This is a genomic window from Sorangiineae bacterium MSr12523 (assembly GCA_037157775.1).
Taxonomy (GTDB): Bacteria; Myxococcota_A; Polyangia; order Polyangiales; family Polyangiaceae; genus Pendulispora; species Pendulispora brunnea.
Window position 1 is genome coordinate 2,823,964 of sequence record CP089982.1, and the last position, 20,277, is coordinate 2,844,240.

Here is a 20,277-nt window from a genome sequence, read left to right on the forward strand (position 1 = left end):
TCGACTGGATCATGATCGCCTCGATCGTGGTCTCGGCCAGGGTCAGGAGTCGTATTTGACTTACCCGATTAGCGAGACGTAAGTCGAAGGCAGAGATTTAACCGCCAAGACGCCAAGATGGATGGGGTGGGTGAGGAGCGCCTCCTTCACGAATTCTCAATCCCTTGGCGTTCTTGGCGTCTTGGCGGTTCGAATCCCATCGTGGGATGCACTCTTAGAAGCGTCCGCCGAGCATCACGCTGCCGGGGCCCACGCCGACGTTCATCTGCAGGCTCGGGCGCTTGGGCAGTGCGCGCGCCGCTTTCTTTTCTTCTGGCTTCTCCTCTGCCTCTTCCGGCTTGGGATCGCGCGTCAAGGTCAAGATGAGCGTCGTACCCAGGGTTGCGATGGCAGCACCGATGAACACGTCGGTGACGACCGAAAGCGTCTTCACCTTGGACTGCTGATTCTCCGTGCTGCTGTCCGGCGTATTGCCGGCAAATCGGCTGTCTTTCAGGTCGCTCGAGGCCTTCAAGGCCAGAATTCCCGTTGTCGCGCCCACCGCAGCGAGGCCGCCGGCGGCGATGACCCCCACCGTGGACCACGTGGTCCATTTCGACGGCGTCTCCGGCGCGGTGACCGTCGTCACGTTGCTCACCATGTCCAGCTGGACCCGCGTCGACTCCGTTCCCGCGACCTCCACGATGCGGGTCAGCGGTGCACGGCCCTCTTTCGTCGCCGTGATCTTGCGCCGGCCTGCGCCCACGGGCACCGAGGCATCGAGCGGCGTCTTGCCAATGTACGTATCGTCAATCGTAATGTCGACGCCCGGCACGTTGGTGACGATTTCGATACGGCCAATACGCGTTTGCAACTTGGCAATGTCGCGCTCGACTTCCGCGCGACGATCGCTTGCCACGTTGGGGCCGCCCTCTTTCAAATATTTTTCGAAATTACGGAGTGCGCACGCATATTCGGTCAATTGGAAACAGACTTGACCCAAATTGTAGAGAATCTTGTACGTGGGTTGCAGTTCGTACGCGCGCCGAAATTCGATGAGCGCATTTTGGAAATCTTGCTCGTCGTACAGTTCCAAACCGCGCTTGAAACGCATTTGCGCTTCGTCGGCATTGGCGGGATTGGCAGGTGGTACGGGGCCCGACACCCCGGGAACCTGTGCGAACGCCGCACCGGAAACGAGAAGGGCACTCGCGAGGCTCACTGCGGCTGCGGATCGAATCATTCTCGTCATGGACAGCGTCTCCAATCGGTCTTCTTCTTCGGATCGAGGCTTACATTACCAACGCGTGAGCGCGCGGAAACGTATTTTCATTTCGCCCAGGGATTGTCCGTATCGATTGGGCGAGCCTGCTTCTTGTTCGTCTTGGTCTCCGCGGGAGGCGGTGCGCTCACCGTCGCGGAGGGAGGCTGCGGCGGCGGTGTAGGTGCTGCACTGACGGCAGGCTCCCTTTGCGTGCGACTTGGACGCACGTAGGCGCGGGGCTGATACGTCGGCGCTTCCTTTTCCAACTTCAAAACAACGTCGCTATCGGTGTGCATGACCACCGTCGTCGACTTGGAGACGTAGCCTTTGGCCTCTGCGCGAACCGTGTGCGTCGAAGTGTCACGCGGTCCGCGTTGAATCGACGGATTGCTCGCCAGCGGCGTGTCGTCCAAAAAGAGCCGCGCATCGCTCGGCTCCGCGCGCAACACCGTCACGATCTCCGTCGCAGGTGCCCCCGCACCCGCCGCAGGACTCGAGGCTGCCGGCGCCTGCGTGTTGGCTGCCGCCGATGCGGCCGGCGGGGGCGGAGCGTCCGTTCCGCCCTTGTACGATTTGCCCACGACCACCACCGCACCCACCACTGCGATGGCACCAAGCCCGAGGATCATGGTGGACATGGTCGAACGGCGTGACGGCTGCGCGGCGGATATCGCCGTATCGAGCGAGAGCCGCTTCGTCGCGGGGAGCGAGCCCTCGGTGATCGCCTCGAGCGAACGAGGGCCCGAAGGTGTGGTCGACCCCGAGGGAATGCGCGACGACCCCGTGAGGGAGGCGAGCGACGAGCGGGGAAGATCCATTTGCGCCAGCGGCGCATATTCGCCCGTGGGCAAGGAGCTCACTTTGGCGAGCTGATTCTCGATGATGCGCTGACGCTCGGCGCGAATTTGCGCAAACAACTCGGTCATGTGCGCCGCGAGATCGCGCGATGTGTACTTGTCGGGCAGCTTCGCCAAAAATGCTTCGATTTCGGCCTGCAGCTCCAGACACGTGGAGTGGCGTTTATTGGGATCGTGCGACATCGCTTTGCGCACGATGGTGTCGAGCTCTTCGGGCACGTCGGAGTGAATGCTCTTGGGCGCAGGGACTTCGTCCCCCACGACGGCGCTGATGACCTCCACGTCCGTCCGGCCCTTCCACATGCTTTCGCCCACGGCGGCATCCCACAAGATGGCTCCGAGCGCGAAAATGTCGGCGCGCCGGTCGATCTTGCCGCCCATCAACTGCTCGGGCGGCATGTACCGAATGCGACCCTTGAACGTACCAATTTGCGTCTCGTGGACCGAGGTGACGGCTTTTGCGATGCCGAAGTCCAACACCTTCACGCTGCCGTCGAATGTGACGAACAGGTTGGGCGGCGACACGTCACGATGGACCAATTCGAGCGGTGTGCCGTCGAAGTCCTTTGCCTCGTGCACGTAATGAAGTCCGGTGAGCGCCTCGCAGATGAGGCGCAGGTGCATACCGAGCGGCAGGCCCTTTCCGATCTTGCGCGCGCGTGCCAGCACTTTGTGCAGCGGCTGGCCATCCAAGTATTCCATCACCGTGATGTCACGACCTTCTTCGTGAATGACCTCGTAGGTCTGCACCACGTTGGGGTGATTGAGGCGCGCCGCGAGCCGGGCTTCCTCGTGGAACATGGCCAGCAGGTTGGGATCGGACGCCACCGAATCACGCGGCACCTTCAGAACGACCAGCTTGTTGAACCCATGAGGTCCACGCATGACCGCGAGGAAAACGTGGGCCATCCCACCCGTGCCGAGTTCCGCGACGAGGCGATACTTCCCGACCATTGCCGGAAGAGCCTGAAAAGTTTCGTTCTGCTCCGCTCCCATCCCCGTCCTATGTTCGTCGGATTTGGTTCCAAAAGCCATGGCGAAAGCGCTTCGGCGAGGAAGAGGCGTAGGTTTTTACGACAACGCGTCAAGGACGTCGGACGCTGTCCTACCCACATTACGGCGCCGTGTCGTGTGGGACCAGAAAAGTGCGTTCATTTGACAACGAGGCACGCGACAATTTACATGCAGATTGCAAGCAACCCGCATGCATTGAGGCCGACAAACATCATGGAAGGAGGCAATTAGTCGATTCGTCGAGTCGATTGACGGCTCCGGGGCTTCGGGGCACCATCCGCATCAAAACGTCGGACGGCTTGCAATTACGAAAGAACGCGAAGAACCAGAAGAGGCGATATGAAATCGAACAAGTGGGGTATCATCGGATGTTCCGCCATATTGGCCGCCGGCGTGATCTCGAGCGGTTGCAAGGGCAACTCTGAGTCGCAGAAAGCGACCGCAGCAGCATCGGGTGCCGCAGCAAGTGGGGGCTCGAAATCCGCAGATTCCCCGTTCGTGGTGGGCATGGTCCTCATCGGGCCGTGGAACGATCATGGGTGGAATCAGGCCCATTATGACGGCCTCAAGACTGCGCTCGCCAAGATTCCAAATACGAAGTTCGAGTACGTCGACAAGGTAAATCCGGCCGACCGTCCGAACGTCAAGGGGTCCCAAGTCGCCGATGATATGATTTCACATGGCGCGAAGTTCATAATCTTCAATTCCGACGACTACAAAGATGACGCCCTCGACACGGCCAAGAAACATCCGGACGTTGGGGTGGTGCACGTCTCCGGCGACTATGCGTGGAAGGACGGGCAGAATTTCAAGAATCAAAAGAACCTCGGCAACATCATGGGCGATATCGAGCCGGCCGAGGCCATCGGCGGTTGCGCAGCCGCCCTCTCCACCGAAACGGGGAAGATCGGCTACCTAGGCCCGCTCGTGAACGACGAGACACGGCGCATCGCATCCTCCGCGTACCTTGGCGCCAAATATTGCTGGGAGAAGTATCGAAAGAAGCCGGCCAAGGATCTCAACTTCAAGATTACGTGGATCGGTTTCTGGTTCAACATCCCCGGCCAGACGCTCGACCCCACCAAGGTGGCCGACGATTACTACAACGGTGGGTTCGATGTCGTGATTAGCGGTCTCGATACACCGGAAGCCGCCGTGCAAGCCAAGAAGGCCAACGAGGCGGGCAAGAAGGTGCGCTACGTGCACTACGACCACAAGACGGGCTGCGACGTGGCGCCGGACGCGTGCCTGGGCGTCGTCTATTACAACTGGGTGCCCTCGTACTTCGATGCCATTTCCAAGGCGAAGGACGGGAAGTACGTGGGCGAGTTCGTGCTGGCCGAGCCCGACTACGCGAACATGAACGGAGAGAAGTCGTCCATCGGCTTCGAATTCGGCAAGGCACTGGGCGACAAGAAGGCCTCGCTCGACGAGCTGATTCGTGGCCTGGGCGACAAGAGCGTCAACCTCTTCGTCGGCCCGATCAAGTACCAAGATGGATCGGACTTCTTGAAGCCCGGCGAAGTAGCGACGCTTCAGAAAATTTGGTACATGCCTCAGCTACTGCAGGGGATCACCGGCAACAGCAAGTAAAGGGTCTTTCTTCGTTCGAATGCGCGTCGAGCTCCGTCAGATCTCCAAGAGCTTCGGCGCCGTTCGTGCGAACGACGACGTCTCGCTGACCCTGCAGGCGGGCTCGATCCACGGCCTGCTGGGCGAAAACGGCGCGGGCAAGAGCACCTTGGCCGGCATCTTGAGCGGCCTCGTTCGCCGGGATGCCGGCGCCGTGCTGCTCGACGGCAAGCCCATGGAAGGCGGAGATCCCGCCCGGGCGCTCGCCGCCGGCGTGGGCATGCTCCACCAGGAGCCGCACGATTTTCCCGAGCTCACGGTGCTCGAAAGCTTCGCCGCCGCCCGCCCCGGGCCCTTTTGGTTCCTGGGGAAACGGCGGCGCGAGGTGCGCGATCGCTTCTTCGAGCTGCGGCAGCGTTTCGGCTTCACCATCCACCCCGAGGAGCGTGTGGGGCGTCTCTCCATGGGCGAGCGGCAGCAGCTCGAGCTTCTCGGGTTGCTTTCGCTCGGGGTGCGCACGCTCATTCTGGACGAGCCTACGACCGGCATTTCCGACGAACAGCGCGATGCGTTGTTCGGGGCGCTCAAGCAGCTGGCCAAGGATGGGTGCTCCATCCTGCTCGTGTCGCACAAGCTTCCGGACGTCCTCGCGCTCTGCGATCGGGTGAGCATTCTGCGGCAGGGCAAATTGGTGGGCGAGGCGGAACTGCCCATCACCGCCGATCGCCTCGTGGAGATGATGTTCGGCTCCTCGGCGGCGGCGCGTCCCGAGAAGCCCGCGGGCGTGGCACGCGAGAAGGTGGCCGTGCGGCTCGAGCGCGCCCTCGTGGCGCGCGGCCGATTGCAGCTGGCGATGAACGACTTCACCGCGCACGAAGGCGAAATCGTGGGGCTGGCCGGGCTCGAGGGGAGCGGGCAGGCGCTGCTTCTGCAACTGTGCGCGGGGCTGTTGCCGGTGAAAGGGGACGCGCGCCTCGTGGTGGGCGATGCCTCCCTCGCGGGACTGCCGTACCGGGATTTCCTACGGGCCGGCGTGAGCTACGTGCCCGCGGATCGGGCACGGGAAGGGCTCATCGGCGGCTTCACCATCGAGGAGCACGTGGCGTTGCGCGCGCCCGCGCAGGGGCTTTTTCTTCGCGCCAAAGAGACGCTCGAGGCCGCCGAGCGAGCCATCGAGACGTTCCGCATCCGCGGGCGGCCCGGCACCCGCGCCGAGCAGCTCTCGGGCGGTAACCAGCAGAGGACGCAGTTGGCGCTGCTCCCCGCGCAATTGAAATTGCTCTTGATGGAGCATCCCACCCGCGGGCTGGACATCGAGTCCACGCAGTGGGTATGGCAGCAGTTGATCGCGCGCTGCAAGACGGGGACGGCCATCGTCTTCGCCTCGTCGGACCTGGACGAGCTGCTGACGTACAGCGATCGCGTCATCGTTTTCAGCGGCGGGCACGCCTCGCGACCGGTGCGCGCTGCGGAATTGAGCATGGATCGACTGGGGCGCATGATCGGTGGCCACTTGGAAGAGGCATCGTGAAGTCGTGGCTCGTTCGCGTGGGTGCCATAGGGCTGTCGCTCGCGTTCGTCGCGTTGATCTGCGTCGTCATGGGCGCCTCGCCCCTCGATGTGGCGCTGTCGTTTTGGGACGGGGCCTTCGGCACGCTCGACCAAACGGCACGCGTGCTCAGCACGCTTTCGCCGCTCCTTCTCTGTGCGTCGGGGCTTCTCTTCACCTTTCGGGCGGGGCTCTACAACTTGGGTGTCGAGGGGCAGCTCGTGGCGGGCGCCATCGCGGCCACCGGCGTCGCACATTTTTTCCCATCGGGCTCGCCCGGGTGGCTCGTCATCGGGCTGGCGCTCCTCGGCGGAATGGTGGCCGGGGCGCTTTGGGGTGTGCTCACCGGTGCGCTCCACGTGTTCGGGCGGGTCAATGAGATCTTCGCGGGGCTGGGCATGAACTTCATGGCCCAGGGCGCGGCGATTTACCTGATTTTCGGCCCATGGAAGCGTCCCGGTGTGGCCTCCATGGCCGGCACCGAGCCCATGGATCGCTCGCTCTGGATGGAGACCCTGGGGAGCACCGACGCAAGCCCCACGGCATTGATCCTGGCGCTGCTGGCCGCGCTCTTCACGGCGGTGGTCATCCAGCGCACGTACTTCGGTTTGCGCACGCGCGCCGTGGGGCAGAACTTGCGCGCCGCGGGGGTGCTGGGTGTGCCGGCCGTGCGGCAGTTGCTCATCGTGTTTGCCGCGTGCGGGCTCTTTGCCGGGCTCGCGGGCGCCCTGCAGGTCATGGCCGTCTTTCACCGTCTGATTCCCAATGTTTCGAGCAACTTGGGATATCTGGCGCTCCTGGTGGTCATGCTCGCCAGCTTCGACATGCGGTTCGTCGTGCCGATTGCCATCTTCTTCAGCGTGCTCAATGTAGGGAGCCTTCGTTTGCCGCTCACCCTGGGCCTCGAATCGTCTCTTTCCGGCGTGCTTCAGGGGGCGTTGGCGCTCGTGGTGCTTCTTTTGCCGAAGCGCATGCCCGAGCCGGGGCGGGGAGCGTAGCGGCCATGGATTTCGTTCCCATTCTGGCCACCGCCATCGCCACATCGACGCCGCTGGTCTTCGCGTCCGTCGGGGAGACGTTTTCCGAGCGCGCCGGCGTGATCAATCTGTCGGCCGAGGGGACGATCATGCTCTCCGCCATGACGGGATTCGCCGCGGCGCGCGCGACGGAGAGCCTTCTCGTGGGCTTCGCGGCCGCGGCTTTGACGGGGATGGCGCTGGCCATCATCGTGGCCTTCGGGAGCATCACCCTGAAAAAGTCGCAAATTGCGATTGGCTTCGTGCTGGCGCTGCTCGGGGCGGATCTGTCGTCCGTGTTGGGCAATCCGTTCGTGCGCGTGCCGGGGCCCACGGTGCCGGAGCTTTCGATTCCAGTGCTGCGCGACATTCCGGTGTTCGGGCCGCTGCTTTTCCGAGGCGACGCGCTGGTCTACGCGAGCTACCTGCTGGTCATCGGCTCCACGATTTACTTCTACGGCACACGCGCCGGGTTGCTTCTGCGGGCCACGGGCGAAAAGCCCACCTCGGCGTATGTTCGCGGCGCCAACGTATCGCGCATTCGCTATGCCTACACGCTTTTCGGCGGCGCGCTGATGGGCATTGCCGGCGCCGCCTTCTCGCTGGACTTCAAAGCCGGCTGGAGCCACCGCCACACCGCCGGGTACGGCTGGATTGCGCTGGCCATCGTGATTTTCGGCGGCTGGCACCCCGCCAAGGTTGCCGCTGGCGCCTACCTTTTCGGCATTCTGCAATCCGTGGCCACACTCGCGCAAAGCGCGATCCCGCAGGTGCCAACGCAGGTCTTCGGCGTGGCACCCTTTGCATTGATGATCGGCGTGCTCGTGGTGACGTCTCGACGGCGCGCTGCGGGGAACTCGGAGTAAACCCGAGGAAGAAGGAAACCGCCAGGGCGCCAGGGTCGCCAGTGGGGCCAACGGAAACGGCGCTGGGCCATGTTTTTTTTTGTTTTTCAAACAAACAAAAAAAGTCGTTCACCCCTGGCGATCCTGGCGTCCTGGCGGTTTCCTTCTTCTGTGCCGTTACAAAACGCTACCGGCTACAAGCGCCAGACGACGAGGGCTTGGGGGTTGAACTCGTTCAAGTCTTTGAAGCCGTACTTGTTGACCCAGTATTGGACTTCGGTACCGATGAAGATGCGGTCTTGTTTGCCGAAGAAATTGCCAACGTCGATGCGGAGTTGCGGCTGGGTGAGAACTTGGTATTCGCACGCCCCATGTCCGCCGATGATGTCGACGAAGCCCTGAAAATCCATACGGACCGGGCCGAGCTCGAAGGGCGCGTCCCACGCTGGCGTGATTTGGAATGTCGCGGGCTGGCATTGGTTGCTTCGACCGGCGAAGCGTCCTTGATCGATGTACGCCAGGACGTCGACATGGAAGAAGGTGAAACCGGGGATTTTCCAATCGGTCGTTATGCCCGGAAGGAGAATGAACGGGGCCGCGCCATTGCTTTTGGCCCCGGCATTGACGCCCATGGTGACGTTGATGTCGTCGAAAATCGCGGCAGAAAGTGACGTTCCCAGGATTTTGCTGGCGCTGAGCGATGTGTATGCCTCGCCGTAAACTTCGTTGGCATCGTTGTCGGCGGAATCCGACTTGATCAAGTCGAAAAAGAAGAAATTGCGACCCAGCGCCCACTCACTGTAGTGCTGAAACGTCAGGATGTTCTTCTGAACATGGTCGCCCGTGGGATCCGACGACGGCTCTTTGTATCGCCAGCCATGCAGATATTGAACTTCGGTTGCATGGAAATACTTGGGATTTTCGGCTGGCGGAGGCCCGGGCGGCGTATGGTGTTGCGGCTGGGCAGCCGGCGGCGACATGGCCTCCGGCGCTTCGACCTGCACTCTGTCTTGTCTGCCTTGTCTGTCTTGTCTGTTTTGGTCGGCTTGAGAGCTCGAAGCCGGGGACGCACTCGGTTCGCTGGATTCTGGAGCCGCATTTGGTTCCTGCGCACGTTCCTGCGCTCGTGCCTGCGCAGAAGCTGTAACGATGAGTGCTATCGTGTAGGCGACGGTCGAGAAGCGCGACAAGGAGGCTATTTTCATGAACGTTTCCTCGCGGCCCGATGGAAGGGCGGGTGCCCTTTCATTACCCGATATCGCGCCGCCGAGATATGAGAATGTGCCAAATCGCTATTCGTCCTTCGCACAACTTTGCATCGATCCGGTCGACCCTGACGTGACTCCGCACGGACTTGGTGCGCCCCTACCGCCAAGTCGGGAAGGGCCCCGTCACACTGCTGTAAAAGGCGCGCCGCAGCAATGTGCGATTGGGATTTGAACAGGGAGGCGGGGAGGCGGGGAGGTTTTTTTGGTTTTGATATCGATTTACCAAATTGGCAATCGTGATCAATAAACAAAAAAACTCCCCGCCTCCCCGCCTCCCTGTAAATCTTCTGATCATTTCATCGGGCAGACCGTTGAGGTGGGGTCGCGGTGTAACGCGGTATTGGTCGTGAGGAATCGCGAAGGGATAAGTTGGAGTCGCAAATGGCGATCCAACGAAGATGGGATTGCGGTTACATTCGTGTAAGGCAAACTCTGGCCTCTAACAACGTTGTAAGGATATGGGTGGTACAGTGGGAACTGTATTCACACTCGGGCCCGCATGAACGTACTCATTTTAGGCGGCCTCGTGATTCGATGTCGAAACTTCACTGCCGCGATCGTATGTAGCCGAGTCCCTGTCGAGCGCGCATGGGGGTGCCGGATGCACCTTCATGGGCGCACATTTTAGCCCTCTGTCCAACGCCAATCCAACAGGCCACTTCGGCTTCTCCGGTATTGCCCACTACCGAAGAGAGCTCGAGGCACGGTCGAATATTGCATGGAGCCACGAACATGTCTCTTTATTCGAAAAAGACCGCCGTCTCGTTCATTTCGGTCACTGCACTTGCGGCGCTCGTACCATTGGCGTGCATTCCGCTCGCATGCTCCAGCGGATCACGCGACGACGCGCCTTCCAGGAATGTGGGCGATCCCGATCAAGAAGCTTTGAGCCAAATTCAAGAACAGCCAAGCAAGAGTGTTTGCGATCGAACGAACCTCAAGCCTGGATTTGCCGCATGCCACGCCAAGGTGCGCACGGAGCCGAGCGGCAACGTCAAAGCGTTCGCCACGCCCAGCGGCTTTGGGCCGTCCGATCTGCAGGCGGCGTACAAGGTGCCTTCGGGTGGCGGCGAGGGGAAGATCATCGCCATCGTCGACGCGCAAGACGATCCGAAGGCCGAGGCGGATCTCGGCGTATACCGTTCGCAATTCGGCCTTTCCTCGTGCACCACGGCCAACGGCTGCTTCAAAAAGGTGAATCAGGACGGGAAAGCATCGCCGCTTCCCGCGGCCGACGATGGGTGGTCCGGCGAAATCGCACTCGATTTGGATATGGCCAGTGCCATCTGCCCCGAGTGCAAGATCCTCCTGGTCGAGGCCAATTCGGCGTCGTTGGACGATCTCGGCAAGGCCGTGAACACCGCCGTTTCTCTCGGCGCAACCGTCGTGTCCAACAGCTACGGCGGCAGCGAAGACTCCACCGAATCGCAGGCGGATACGGACTACTACGTTCATCCCGGCGTGGGCATTTTCGCCAGCACGGGCGACAACGGCTATGGGACGTCGTACCCGGCCGCGTCGGCGGGCGTGATCAGCGTGGGCGGCACGAGCCTGACCAAGTCGTCCAGCACGCGCGGATGGGCCGAGTCGGTGTGGAACGGCGCTGGCTCCGGATGCAGCAAATACATTTCCAAGCCGTCGTGGCAAACCGATACCGGTTGCTCGAAGAAGGTCATGGGCGACGTTTCGGCGGTCGCCGATCCGAACACCGGTGTGGCCGTTTACGTCACGCAGGGCGCCTCGGGCTGGGCGGTCTACGGAGGCACCAGCGCCAGCTCGCCCATCGTTGCGTCGATTTACGCGAAGACCGGCCACGGCGGCGACAATGGCTCGTATGTCTGGACGCACACCGGGAATTTCTACGATGTGACCAGCGGCAGCAATGGCAGCTGCTCGCCGAGCTACCTTTGCAAAGGCACCGCGGGCTACGACGGCCCGACGGGGTGGGGGAGCCCGAATGCCACGGCGCTCGCCGGCGGTGGCGGCGGCACCGACGCGGGCACGGGCACCGATTCGGGCTCGGGCGGCACCTGCGCGCACAACGTTTGCTCCACGGGCGCGAAATTGACCAAGTCGTGCAGCGCGTGCGCCACCGCGGTGTGCAACAATGATTCGTATTGCTGCAACACCGCGTGGGATAACTATTGCGTGAGCGAGGTCGCGGATTACTGCGACCAGACCTGCAATTGATAAAGCTCCGTGCGTGAATAAGCCTGATCGGGGCGGCCATCCGCGTCGTGCGTTTTCGGAAAATCGTGATGCACGAAGGCGTACTCTTGGCCGCCTCCGTCGGGCGCACGCGCGAATGCGGCAATCGCGTTGCGCCGCTCCGGCGTGCCGAACGTGGCATATCCCTGGAGCGTGAACGCGGGTGCGGCCGAAAGGGTGGCCATGAAGGCGCGGCTACCTTGAAGGATGCTCCCGGTCTCGGCTTGGCGAGTGCCCACCTCGCCACCCGCGATCCATCGCCCATCGGGCGCCACATCGAGCGCCGAAATGCGGACTTGCTCGGTGCCCAGGTCGAAGGTGCTCTCGGCCTCGCGCACCAACCGCGCGCCTTGCGCCAGTGTCCAAGAGCGCACGAAAAGCGAATTGTCGTTCAGCGTGTGCTCCACGGATCCCGTGATGGCGATGCGCGTGCCGTCGACGCGCACGGCACCCAATGCCGCGCGGGCATCGAAGCCCGTCGTCTGCGCCTCGACGAAATTTCCCGACGCATCGAAGGAGAGCACCGCCACTTGTTCCGCCCCCTTGCGCGACGCGGGCACGCCGAACCGCGCCTCCACGTCCGCCGAACTCGTGACGACGGCAAACCCATCGCGCAGACCCACGATGCGACTGCGGAGGTCCACGCTCGTCCGTGCGGCAATGGGAATCTTGGTGACCGGCGCATTTTTGCCGAGTCCATAGAGCATCAGTGCCAAATCGGAATTCACGCCGAGGCACCAAAGCCGCCCATCGGTCCCGCGATGAATGGCTTCCGCGAGCGGCAGGTTCAGCATCGGCTCGGGCATCATTTCGTCGTCCTGCAACGCCCCGTCGGCGAGTGCCATGCGGCGGATGCGGACCTTCGAAAAGAATTCATCGATGACCTCCGCGGCCTCGCTCACGAAAACCGATCCATCCTCCACCTCGCTCAGCCGGCCCGATACCGTATCGGCACGGTACGCATGATCGTACGCGGCTTTTCCGTCGACCCCGACGAGCCGTACATGCTGCCGCGCCTCTTCCCCCGCAGAGGCGCGCACGGTGAACGACCCGAGAAGGCCGCGCTCCGTCGCGCGTATTTCTCCCGCATAGACGGCAAAGCCCTCCAACGTCGTTTGCGGCATCAGCGTCCACGACGTCGGCCCGCCCCCACCATTCGAATTACCCTCGCAATGTGCTGCCCATAGCAAAATAAGAAAAGCGTGCTTCCGCATGACCTCGTTCTACATTTCGGGCGGCGTGTCGTCGAAAGGTAGAATCCATCGCTTTGCGCCAAAGCCCTCTTTCTCTTTCGCCAAGTCGACACGTGTGTCCACCAGAGGTCGCGCGGGGCGCCCATTCATGGCGACCAGCGCCTCCACGTGGACCTCGACCCTGGGGTGCCCTCGGCGTGCGAAATCGTCGGCTACGACATGTGAGAACTCGAGGATCATATCGGGCTGTGTGGACATCATTTTGCTCTGATAGCGCGTGAGGTAATCGGTGGGATACACCGTCCATTTGCGCCCGCTCGAAGGGTCCACCACCGTCGCGTCGACAGCGCCATTCTTTTCCATGAGCATCACGTTCCAGGCAAAGCGGTAGCCCTGCTCGGTCCAGAGAACGTTGCCCGGGTAAAGCCAATGCCGCAGCGGCACCAGTACATTCCACGCGATGTAAATACCGGCAAGCGCGCGTCCCCACGACGGTAACCCGGGCAAGGTCACAGGCTCGCCGGTGGAAGGCCGCAAAATACGCAAGCGTTCCATGGCGCGTCGTGGCCAGCTCGCGTCGAAGAAGATCAACGCGGAGCCCATCATAATCCAGGGGAACATTCCCAATTGAAACAGGCGCGCCGTAATCACGTGGAACGAAACCGCCGCGGCGTACGCGAAGGGACGGCTCTTTTTCCACAATAGGAAAGGAACCACCGTCAGATCGAACGCGGCCCCCGCCCAACTGAAGGCCAGGGCGAACCATTTGTATCCGAACCACGGCCCAATGATCGGAAATTCCTGGTTGGCCCCCAGCCAGATGGTCAAAGGCTCTGCGTACACCAGCCAATCGCTTTTCAGCTTGGCGATACCGCCGAACACGTAAACCACACCGACTTGAAAACGCACCAGCCCGAGCATCCACGCGGGCACGCGATCCCACGCATCCTGGGGACGCCGCCACACGCGAACCGAAGCAGCTCGATCCATCGGCAAAAAGATCATGAGCAGCCCGAGGCAGCTCACCAAATAATAATGATTCAAATAATTCGTTTTGTCGATGAAGTGCGCATACGTAAAAAATAGAAAAAAGACGATGGCGCTGGCCCGGTAGGCCACGCCGAGCGCGATCCCCAACGCTGCCAGGACCATGACGGCGTAGTGCGCATACATGAGAAACCCGGGCCACGGGCGCACCCATTCGAAGCCGTAGTAATGAAAGAAGTGCTTCGGAACGAAGTAGTACTCCTTTATCCATCCGTGCCAGAGGAAGCGACATGTCGAGAAGGCCATGGAAAGGCCGAACACGATGCGAAACGCCGCCAGCGATGCGATATCGGCGGCCCGGTCGACTACCCCGAGCCGGAGGCTCACGGCCCTGACCACTTCAACGTCACGAACACCTGGCGGAAGCCATTGGTGAAGATGCCGTTGGGAAGACGCCCCGAGAGGTACACGTCATCGAGCACGTTTTTGATGGTGAGCAGCGCCGACAGCCCGGTGGGCGCATGCCGGTAGCGTGCGCCCAAATCCAACGTGCGATACGAGGGTATCTCGCCCGCGCGTCCCGAGATTTCAGCCTCCACCGTGTTCGTCTCGTCGGCAAACTGAGAGCCCACGTAGCTGAACGTAGCTTGCCCGCCGAAGCCGCTTTTGTGCTCCACGTCCAGCGTCGCCGCCAGCAGGTGCTCGGGCGCATAGGGAACGAAGTTCCCGTCGTAGAGACCGCCGACGAACCTGGAACGCGACCACGTGTATTGTGCAGCAATGTCCACGTCCACGGGCAGCTTCAACCCGCGGCCGATCTGCGCAATCGCGGTGAGCTCGGTGCCGAGGTGCCGCGTCTTGCCACCGTTTTTGAACTCGGCTGCGCTCCCGCTCAGCGTATTGTTCGAAATGAGCTGATTGTCGAAGCTGGTCAGAAACCCCGACGCCTCGAGGCGCGCCCAGCGCAGTGGCCGGACGCGCGTGCCCAGCTCCCAATTGATGCTTCGCTCGGCGGATAGGCCCACGTCCTGCCCCGTCGGGGTGATGGCTTGGCTGATGCGCGGCGGCGAATACCCACTATGCAGGCCACCGAAAATGTTGAATGCCGGCTTGCCGTAGATGATTCCAATACCGGGCATGAAGCCCGTGGCGGTGGCGCTGCCCTCGAGGTCGACGTCGCTGGTGACACCGTTCTCGAAGGTGCGCTTCGAATAGCGCTTGCTGATCGAATGTTCGAGGCGGAACCCCGGGGTGACCAACAAATCGTCCCGGAACGCGATGCGATCTTCGCCGAATGCGGCAAAGCCGAAGATGCTCGTCGTATCGTCCGTGAGCAGATCGCCCGTGTCGGACGTGGGCGATGCGCCCGCAAAGGCGCGGCGCCGCGCATTGTCGAACATCATGCGCCCGCCGAAGACGAGCTTGTGTGCGATGGGGCCGGTGTGAAACTGGTGCTCCACGCGCGGCTCGACGCCAACTACGTTGTAATTGCGCTCGCGGATCTGCGACGTTTTTCGGAAATACAGGCCCGCCCCGTCGATGCCTTGTGGGCCGAGGATCCGCACGTACTCGGTGTCGGGCATCTTCGTGCGGTCGAAATCCTGCTGCCGCAGGCCCATGTTCATCGTGTATGCGAAGAGCAGCGTCTTCAGCTTGGTGTGTTCGCCGAGGCGCTGTTCGTGGTGCAGCGAGGCCTCGTAGCGCCGAATGCCAAATGTGTCGTCCGGTGCGACGGTGTCCTGCCGCGGGTCGGCCCGGTACATCGGTTCCGTGAGGCCCACGTAGGTCGTGTGCGAAAGCTCGTCGTAGGCAACCAGCTTCAATGTGGCCTCGCCATCCCGGCCGGTGGCGAAGGCCACCTTGCCCATGACGTCGGTCACCTCGAATGGCATGTTGCGGAAGCCGTCACCTTGCTTGCGAAATGCCTGCACGACATAGCGCACGTTGCCGTCCGCCGCGGAATTCCCGTAGCGCGCGAGCGCTTTGGCGAAATTGCGCTCACCGTACGTTCCCTCGACATTCCACTCTTCGCGCGTCGGCGGCTGCCACGTGTGAAACTGCACCACGCCGCCCACCGTTTGCGGGCCGTAGAGCAGAACGTCGTGCCCTTTGATGACATCGATATTCTGAATTCGCTCCACCGGCGTCGAGTAATAGAGCTCGGGCTCGCCGTAGGGACTCACCACCACGGGCACGCCGTCTTCCTCGACCAATACGAGGCGCCCGCGCGTCGGGCTCAAACCGCGTACACCCAAGTTGAGGCGCAGCCCCATGGGGTCTTCCTGACGGATCACCAGGCCGGGCACACGGCGCAACATCTCGCCCGCGCTCTGCGGCTGCGCGCGCCGCATATCCGTTTCCGACACGCGCGATCCCGAGCCGGAGGCGCGCTCCAAATTGTCCGCGGCATCGCCGCGCACGCGGACCTCCTCGGTGGGTGGGGTTGCTTGCGCATGCAAGGACCCGGACCACACGAAGTGCACCGCGGCGATCCCAACGCCGGCGATGCGTTTCTCAATCGCCATCGTTGTCGTTGAACTGGAGCGTCGTCCCCAGCGCGCCGGCCACCTCGGTGCCCATCAGGTTCTTCATCCCACGGACGGCCTCGTACGACGCATCGACTGCGGCGGCCTGCGCGGTGAGCGACGTGCGGAAGGGCGCCGGAACGGCCTGCACCTTGGCCTGCGCATCGGTCAGCGCAGCATGCATCCGATCATCGAGGGCCGCGTTCTTGGCCTTCACCAGATCGGTGATGCCCTTTCCGTTGGTCCCATCGTACACGGCCTGCACACCCTCGAGGGTGGCCAACATGTCGGCCAGCGAGTTGTCGCTGCGCGGCGTCTCCTCCAGATCGGGCTGGACGGCGCCCCCATTCTTCTTGCCGAACGGCTTCGCAATTTTGTTGCCGGCGACGGCGTCACCCGCGAACACGGCTTTGTTCACCAATTGATCGACGGCGGCCTTCGCCGACGGATAGGACGCACTACCGGAACCCGCGGTGGTGACCTGCGCCGCAAAGTTCTCCCCGGCTGGGTCCCACGATTTGTAAAGCTCCTCCGTCTTCGCCTTCAAGTTGGCCGCCGCCGTGGCCACGTACAGACGTCGCCTCTCGGCCCCGGCGTCGCTGGTCAACTTGGTAAGGATGCCTGGATCCCCGGCGCCCGCGTTGTCGAAGAGCAGGTATTCGAGCGCCATGAATCCTTTCACGTTGGCCCCGAGCTTCTCGAACCACTCGGGCGTGATCGCGTCGGTGCCGCTGAGCAGCGTTTCGATGGTCGCGGGTCTCGCCGGCCAAAAATCGACGGCGGCCGTAATCTCCTTCGCCTCCACGGGACCGAAGCGGAACGCGTCGGACTTTCGCCACGACTTGCGCGCCGCCCGCCACGCCGCCTGCGTTTTCGCCAACGTATCCGCGCTGGGCGCCGTGCGCAGGGCTTCGGCGGCATCGCGCAGGTTGCCCGCTTCCGTGTCGAGTGTGCGGTACGTCGGAAGGATGACGTCGTTGGTCAAGTCCGCGAGGACCGGCTTCGTCTCCGCGGGCGGCGTGTTCGAGTTGTTGCCGCTGCCGCTGCTGCCGCACGCGGAAAGCATCAAGGCGAGGGCGAAGTAAGCGCTTCTATGCATGGCTGATGCCCTTTTACAGCGATTCGAGGAATTTGATGAGAGCTTCTCGTCGATCTTTCGGCATGGTTCGGAACGCCTCCCGCGAGGCCGTCGCCTCGCCCCCATGCCAGAGAATCGCCTCCGCGAAACCGCGGGCCCGGCCATCGTGCAGAAAAAAGGAGTGCTTGCTCACCACCTGCGTCAGGCCGATGCCCCAAAGCGGAGGCGTTCGCCACTCCGCGCCAGTGGCCTCGAAATCGGGCCGACCATCGGCCAGGTCTGGCCCCATGTCGTGGAGCAGCAAGTCCGTGAACGGCCGAATGGTCTGGTTCGAGAGCGCCGGGAAGCCGTCGAGCACACCGGTTTGAATCTTGGTCACGTGGCACGATGTGCACTTCGCCTGCGCAAAGGCCTGCTCGCCCTGGCGCACGAGCGGATCGGTCCAATTGCGGCGGGCGGGCACAGCAACGGTCATTCCGTAGCGCGTGACCGCGTCGAGCTTTTGTGCCGAAAGCTCCGGTTCATGCACGCCTGCGTCCGACGTGGTACCGCCTGAGGGGGCGGCTTTGCAATCCGTCTGCACGGCGGGGCAATTCTCGTTGGGATTGAGCTCGGACGTGATGCCGATGTCGCCTTGAAAGGCGCCGGCGCTCTGCTGCTCGATGGTCGGCTGGTTTGCCTTCCACCCGAAGCGTCCCATCGTCGCCTTCTGCGCGCGGATGTTCCAGACGTGGTTGGGCCTACCCGAGATGCCATCGCCGTCGCGATCGTTCTCGTCCGCCAGCGCGGTGAGCGTCTCCTCCGAGATGGCCTGCAAGAGCCCGAGGCCGATCATCGCCGGGGCAACGCGCGGGGACATCATCATTTTGGGTGCGAAGGGCCCGAACGCTCCATCGAGTTTGTACGTCGGCCGGCGTAGGCTGTACGCCTCCCCATCGGCGTATGTGCCCGCAATCTCGGCGTACGAAACACTGGAAGTGCCCTCCGACGGCACGTTGAGAATGGCCTGGTGATTGAACTGCCCCCCGTAATTCGGCTCGTCGAGAGGACCCCCGTGCGCGTCCTGTCCCGGGATGCTCAATCGGATCAACAGGCCGAGGAATTTCTCGTCATTCGACGTGGGCGGCCGGCCCGGGCCATCCTTGAAGTGGCACGCCGAGCACGAGGTCGCGTTGAAGGTGGGGCCTAGGCCGTCGTTTCCCGATGCCGATGCGGGCGCGGTCACCCAGTTGCGATTGAAAAAGTGATCCCCGAGCGCGAAGGCACCGCGCGCCTCGTCGTCCAGATTTTTCGCGGCGAACGTGAACGCGTTGGCTGTCTGGTCAAAAATCGTCGTTCCGCCGCCCAGCAGCTCGACCTCGGGCTCGATGCCGGCGTCGGTTCCCGCATCGACGAGAGGCGGCAGGTCGCCACTGGAGGACGAGCTGCACGCCCATGCGAAGGAAACGGCCGAGAGCACGCCAAGTCCAATCCAAGAGCGGCGGCGATCCGGAAAGCGCATCATCTCGGCCATTCACCTACCCCAACTACTTCACGCGAACACGCAGAATCCGTAGCATCAACCTACTCGAGGTTGATCTGAAGCCCCAGCGCTGTAGCGGCGCTTACGAGGGATTCGGCCGCCTTGTCGACGGAATCGATGGCTGCCTTGATCTTCGTGTGGCCCTCATCGCTCAAGATTGCCTGGTCGAACGGCGCCGGGATGGCGGCGATTGCGCTCAACGAGGCGGCGATGTTTTGCTTCACCTCGGCATCGAGCGCTGGATTCTTGGCCTTGACGAGATCATCGATGCCAGCGCCGTCCACGTTGCCGTACCGGCCGAGGTACACATTTTCGATGCCTTTGGCATTTGCAGTCAAATCTTGGAGCGTCGTGTCGCTGAAGCAGGAATGCTCCTCCTCCTGATCCTTCGTCTGGTACGCGTTGTTCATGCGCTCGTTGGCGAGCTCTTTCTTGGCCAGGCTTCCGATGCCATTGAGGATGTTCCGGATGGCGGTGTTCTGATCCCCGGCAATGAACTTGGACGCGTACGTGTCCGCGGTGTCGGTATGCCATTGCACTTCGACGCTCTCCAGGTCGTCGACGAGCAGATCGACTGCAGCCTTGAGGTAATCGCGACGGCGCTGCTGGTTGTGATTCGTCCCGCCCGTCGTCAGGTAATCGGTGTAGGGGCGGTTGCCGGGGCCCGTCGTGCTCCGGTCCTGACCCCAAAGGAGAAATTCGATCGCGTGCCAGCCCGTGGAGATGTTCGCTTCTCCCCCTTGCTCGTTCTTCGCCGCGATCGATTCCTTGGTGATCGCCTCGCTGGTGCTCGTGTTGATGATCCCCCCTTCGAGGATGATCTCCTTGTTCGGGTCGTTGGGATCCTTTCCGATGACATAGTCGATGTATGCCTCGTCGAGCGGCCAGCCGTTGATCTCGCCCTCGGGCCCCGTGTTGTCCGCGTCGATCGGGCCGCCGTAGAAGCGGAAAGCCTCCGTCTGTCCATACGAGGGCCGCGCCTCCGTCCAGGCCTTGCGTGCCGCGGCGAGCGTCTCCTCCGAGGGGCCGGCAAGGAACGCGTCCACGGCGGCCTGCAGCTTCTTCGCCTGCGCGACGGACTCCTCGTAGTTCTCGTGGACGATCTTGGCGTAGTTCTTCACCACGTCCGCCGCGGTGACCGCGGATCCGCCATCGCCGTTGCCGCTATCACCGGCGTCGTTGCTCGGCGGCGGGGAGCCGGGGCTGTTGTCGTCGCTGCACGCCGAGATCGCGGTGCCGACGGTGAGGGCTACGGCAAGTCCAATCGAGGTAAGACGGATCTTCATTCGCGCGTAGTATCGCAAATGAAAATCACTCTCAAGAGCCCGCCACATTAAATGCGCGTCAGCGGTGGCTGAGCTGATTGCGCGGCGCGTCATTCGTCCAATGATGATACCCGA

General features: G+C 62.5%; 14 protein-coding genes. 5 read left to right on the forward strand and 9 right to left on the reverse strand.

What is annotated here, in order from left to right; genetic code table 11:
- Positions 1-214: 214 nt before the first annotated feature.
- The gene (locus tag LZC95_11535; GenBank protein ID WXA97465.1) at positions 215-1,231 is read right to left on the reverse strand and encodes a PEGA domain-containing protein; all 1,017 of its coding nucleotides are present in this window, start codon (positions 1,229-1,231) and stop codon (positions 215-217) included.
- A gap of 77 nt (positions 1,232-1,308) precedes the next feature.
- Complete coding sequence (locus tag LZC95_11540) at positions 1,309-3,054, reverse strand: serine/threonine protein kinase (protein WXA97466.1); 1,746 nt, start codon at positions 3,052-3,054, stop codon at positions 1,309-1,311.
- A 399-nt stretch (positions 3,055-3,453) separates the two neighbouring features.
- On the opposite strand from LZC95_11540, the gene LZC95_11545 reads away from it, so the two are divergent.
- The 4 genes from LZC95_11545 to LZC95_11560 are packed head-to-tail and all read left to right on the forward strand — an operon-like array spanning position 3,454 to position 8,117.
- Positions 3,454-4,707, forward strand: coding sequence for a BMP family ABC transporter substrate-binding protein (locus LZC95_11545; GenBank protein WXA97467.1), 1,254 nt, complete (start codon positions 3,454-3,456; stop codon positions 4,705-4,707).
- Positions 4,708-4,726: 19 nt separating this feature from the next.
- A complete protein-coding gene (locus LZC95_11550; protein ID WXA97468.1) occupies positions 4,727-6,217 on the forward strand; it encodes an ATP-binding cassette domain-containing protein in 1,491 nt (496 codons plus the stop codon).
- Positions 6,214-7,233, forward strand: coding sequence for an ABC transporter permease (locus tag LZC95_11555; protein ID WXA97469.1), 1,020 nt, complete (start codon positions 6,214-6,216; stop codon positions 7,231-7,233). Before LZC95_11550 ends, LZC95_11555 begins: the two co-directional genes overlap by 4 nt.
- 5 nt (positions 7,234-7,238) lie before the next feature.
- The gene (locus LZC95_11560; GenBank protein WXA97470.1) at positions 7,239-8,117 is read left to right on the forward strand and encodes an ABC transporter permease; all 879 of its coding nucleotides are present in this window, start codon (positions 7,239-7,241) and stop codon (positions 8,115-8,117) included.
- A 173-nt stretch (positions 8,118-8,290) separates the two neighbouring features.
- Here LZC95_11560 and LZC95_11565 read toward each other — a convergent pair whose 3' ends face one another.
- Positions 8,291-9,301: a hypothetical protein gene (locus tag LZC95_11565; GenBank protein ID WXA97471.1), complete on the reverse strand. Its 1,011-nt coding sequence runs from the start codon at positions 9,299-9,301 to the stop codon at positions 8,291-8,293.
- 795 nt (positions 9,302-10,096) lie between these two features.
- Here LZC95_11565 and LZC95_11570 point away from each other — a divergent pair.
- Complete coding sequence (locus tag LZC95_11570; GenBank protein ID WXA97472.1) at positions 10,097-11,554, forward strand: S53 family peptidase; 1,458 nt, start codon at positions 10,097-10,099, stop codon at positions 11,552-11,554.
- Here LZC95_11570 and LZC95_11575 read toward each other — a convergent pair.
- From LZC95_11575 to LZC95_11600, 6 genes are read right to left on the reverse strand one after another with little or no spacing between them, the layout of a single operon-like run.
- On the reverse strand, positions 11,530-12,786 hold the full coding sequence (locus tag LZC95_11575) for a hypothetical protein (protein WXA97473.1): 1,257 nt from the start codon (positions 12,784-12,786) through the stop codon (positions 11,530-11,532). The genes LZC95_11570 and LZC95_11575 overlap by 25 nt on opposite strands.
- Positions 12,787-12,795: 9 nt before the next feature.
- Positions 12,796-14,139: an HTTM domain-containing protein gene (locus tag LZC95_11580; protein ID WXA97474.1), complete on the reverse strand. Its 1,344-nt coding sequence runs from the start codon at positions 14,137-14,139 to the stop codon at positions 12,796-12,798.
- Positions 14,136-16,277: a TonB-dependent receptor gene (locus tag LZC95_11585; GenBank protein WXA97475.1), complete on the reverse strand. Its 2,142-nt coding sequence runs from the start codon at positions 16,275-16,277 to the stop codon at positions 14,136-14,138. Before LZC95_11585 ends, LZC95_11580 begins: the two co-directional genes overlap by 4 nt.
- Positions 16,267-17,376: an imelysin family protein gene (locus tag LZC95_11590; GenBank protein WXA97476.1), complete on the reverse strand. Its 1,110-nt coding sequence runs from the start codon at positions 17,374-17,376 to the stop codon at positions 16,267-16,269. The genes LZC95_11585 and LZC95_11590 overlap by 11 nt, the downstream gene beginning before the upstream one ends.
- Positions 17,377-17,389: 13 nt before the next feature.
- On the reverse strand, positions 17,390-18,868 hold the full coding sequence (locus tag LZC95_11595; GenBank protein ID WXA97477.1) for a thiol oxidoreductase: 1,479 nt from the start codon (positions 18,866-18,868) through the stop codon (positions 17,390-17,392).
- A 50-nt stretch (positions 18,869-18,918) separates the two neighbouring features.
- The gene (locus tag LZC95_11600; protein ID WXA97478.1) at positions 18,919-20,163 is read right to left on the reverse strand and encodes an iron-regulated protein; all 1,245 of its coding nucleotides are present in this window, start codon (positions 20,161-20,163) and stop codon (positions 18,919-18,921) included.
- Positions 20,164-20,277 lie beyond the last annotated feature (114 nt).

Excerpts from the sequence above, each read along its gene's own strand:
- LZC95_11550 (WXA97468.1), top strand. The coding sequence starts at position 4,727 with ATGCGCGTCGAGCTCCGTCAGATCTCCAAGAGCTTCGGCGCCGTTCGT.
- LZC95_11595 (WXA97477.1), bottom strand. The coding sequence starts at position 18,868 with ATGGCCGAGATGATGCGCTTTCCGGATCGCCGCCGCTCTTGGATTGGA.
- LZC95_11535 (WXA97465.1), bottom strand. The coding sequence starts at position 1,231 with ATGACGAGAATGATTCGATCCGCAGCCGCAGTGAGCCTCGCGAGTGCC.
- LZC95_11590 (WXA97476.1), bottom strand. The coding sequence starts at position 17,376 with ATGCATAGAAGCGCTTACTTCGCCCTCGCCTTGATGCTTTCCGCGTGC.
- LZC95_11540 (WXA97466.1), bottom strand. The coding sequence starts at position 3,054 with ATGGTCGGGAAGTATCGCCTCGTCGCGGAACTCGGCACGGGTGGGATG.
- LZC95_11600 (WXA97478.1), bottom strand. The coding sequence starts at position 20,163 with ATGAAGATCCGTCTTACCTCGATTGGACTTGCCGTAGCCCTCACCGTC.
- LZC95_11545 (WXA97467.1), top strand. The coding sequence starts at position 3,454 with ATGAAATCGAACAAGTGGGGTATCATCGGATGTTCCGCCATATTGGCC.
- LZC95_11560 (WXA97470.1), top strand. The coding sequence starts at position 7,239 with ATGGATTTCGTTCCCATTCTGGCCACCGCCATCGCCACATCGACGCCG.
- LZC95_11565 (WXA97471.1), bottom strand. The coding sequence starts at position 9,301 with ATGAAAATAGCCTCCTTGTCGCGCTTCTCGACCGTCGCCTACACGATA.
- LZC95_11575 (WXA97473.1), bottom strand. The coding sequence starts at position 12,786 with ATGCGGAAGCACGCTTTTCTTATTTTGCTATGGGCAGCACATTGCGAG.
- LZC95_11570 (WXA97472.1), top strand. The coding sequence starts at position 10,097 with ATGTCTCTTTATTCGAAAAAGACCGCCGTCTCGTTCATTTCGGTCACT.
- LZC95_11585 (WXA97475.1), bottom strand. The coding sequence starts at position 16,277 with ATGGCGATTGAGAAACGCATCGCCGGCGTTGGGATCGCCGCGGTGCAC.